The organism is Pseudomonas sp. FW305-96, from assembly GCF_058783825.1.
In genome coordinates this window covers 21,814-23,433 of record NZ_JBYSYW010000027.1, presented here as the reverse complement: position 1 = coordinate 23,433, position 1,620 = coordinate 21,814, and the positions used below count along the sequence as shown (strand labels likewise).

General features: G+C 65.4%; 2 protein-coding genes. Both read left to right on the top strand.

Annotated features, from left to right (window positions below; all coding sequences use genetic code 11):
• Window positions 1-807, top strand: an 807-nt coding sequence (locus AC3WL2_RS18820) for an acyl-CoA dehydrogenase (protein WP_492574584.1), incomplete at its 5' end; no start/stop codon positions are given.
• Between the two features lie 13 nt (window positions 808-820).
• A complete protein-coding gene (locus AC3WL2_RS18815; RefSeq protein WP_102683680.1) occupies window positions 821-1,594 on the top strand; it encodes an enoyl-CoA hydratase in 774 nt (257 codons plus the stop codon).
• Window positions 1,595-1,620: the final 26 nt, after the last annotated feature.

Genomic DNA, 1,620 nt, shown 5'->3' with positions numbered 1-1,620 from the left:
AGCCTCGCGCCGCTGGCCAGCGGCGCGATGCTCGGCGCGTTCGCCCTGACCGAGCCCCAGGCAGGCTCTGATGCCAGCAGCCTGAAGACCCGCGCTCGCCTGGACGGCGACCATTACGTACTCAATGGCAGCAAGCAGTTCATCACCTCCGGACAGAATGCCGGGGTGGTGATTGTCTTCGCCGTCACCGACCCGGATGCCGGCAAACGCGGTATCACGGCCTTCATCGTGCCCACCGATGCACCGGGTTACCAGGTGGCGCGGGTCGAGGACAAGCTCGGCCAGCATGCTTCCGACACCTGCCAGATCATCTTCGACAACGTGCGCGTGCCGGTGGCCAACCGCCTCGGTGAGGAAGGGCAGGGCTACAAGATCGCCCTGGCCAACCTCGAAGGCGGACGGATCGGCATCGCCTCGCAGTCGGTGGGCATGGCCCGCGCCGCCTTCGAAGTGGCCCGCGACTACGCCAATGAGCGGCAAACCTTCGGCAAGCCATTGATCGAGCACCAGGCGGTGGCTTTCCGCCTGGCCGACATGGCGACGAAAATCGCCGTGGCGCGCCAGATGGTGCTGCACGCCGCCGCGTTGCGCGACGCCGGGCGCCCGGCGCTGGTGGAAGCCTCGATGGCCAAGCTTTTCGCCTCGGAAATGGCCGAAAAGGTCTGTTCGGATGCCTTGCAGACGCTTGGCGGTTATGGCTATCTGAGCGACTTCCCGCTGGAGCGCATCTACCGCGACGTGCGGGTCTGCCAGATCTACGAAGGCACCAGCGACATTCAGCGCATGGTCATTGCGCGCAATCTTTGAAGGAGCAGACTGCATGGCATTCGAAACCATCCTGTTGGACATCCACGGCAAGGTCGGCCTGATCACCCTCAACCGCCCGCAGGCGCTCAACGCGCTGAACGCGCAGATCGTCGGCGAGATCAACCAGGCCCTGGACCAGCTCGAGCGTGACCCGAACATCGGCTGCGTGGTGCTCACCGGCTCCGCCAAGGCCTTCGCCGCAGGCGCCGACATCAAGGAAATGGCCGAGCTGCAATACCCGCAGATCTACGTCGACGACCTGTTCAGCGATGCCGACCGGATTGCCAACCGGCGCAAGCCCATCATTGCCGCGGTATCGGGCTTCGCCCTGGGGGGAGGCTGCGAGCTGGCGATGATGTGCGATTTCATCCTCGCCGCCGACAACGCCAAGTTCGGCCAGCCGGAAATCAACCTCGGCGTGTTGCCGGGCATGGGCGGTACCCAGCGCCTGACCCGCGCGGTGGGCAAGGCCAAGGCCATGGAGCTGTGCCTGACCGGGCGCCTGATGGGCGCCGAGGAAGCAGAGCGCGCTGGCCTGGTGGCGCGCATCGTGCCGCAGGCCGAGTTGGTGGAGGAGGCGTTGAAAGTGGCAGCGACTATTGCGGCCAAGTCGATCCCGGTGAGCATGATGGTCAAGGAGAGCGTCAACCGCGCCTTCGAAGTGACCTTGAGCGAAGGCGTGCGCTTCGAGCGTCGGGTATTCCATGCCGCGTTTGCCACAGAAGACCAGAAAGAGGGCATGGCAGCTTTCATCGCCAAGCGCGAAGCGCAGTTCAAGGACCGTTGACGGGACGGGGGGGGGGGGGGGGGGGG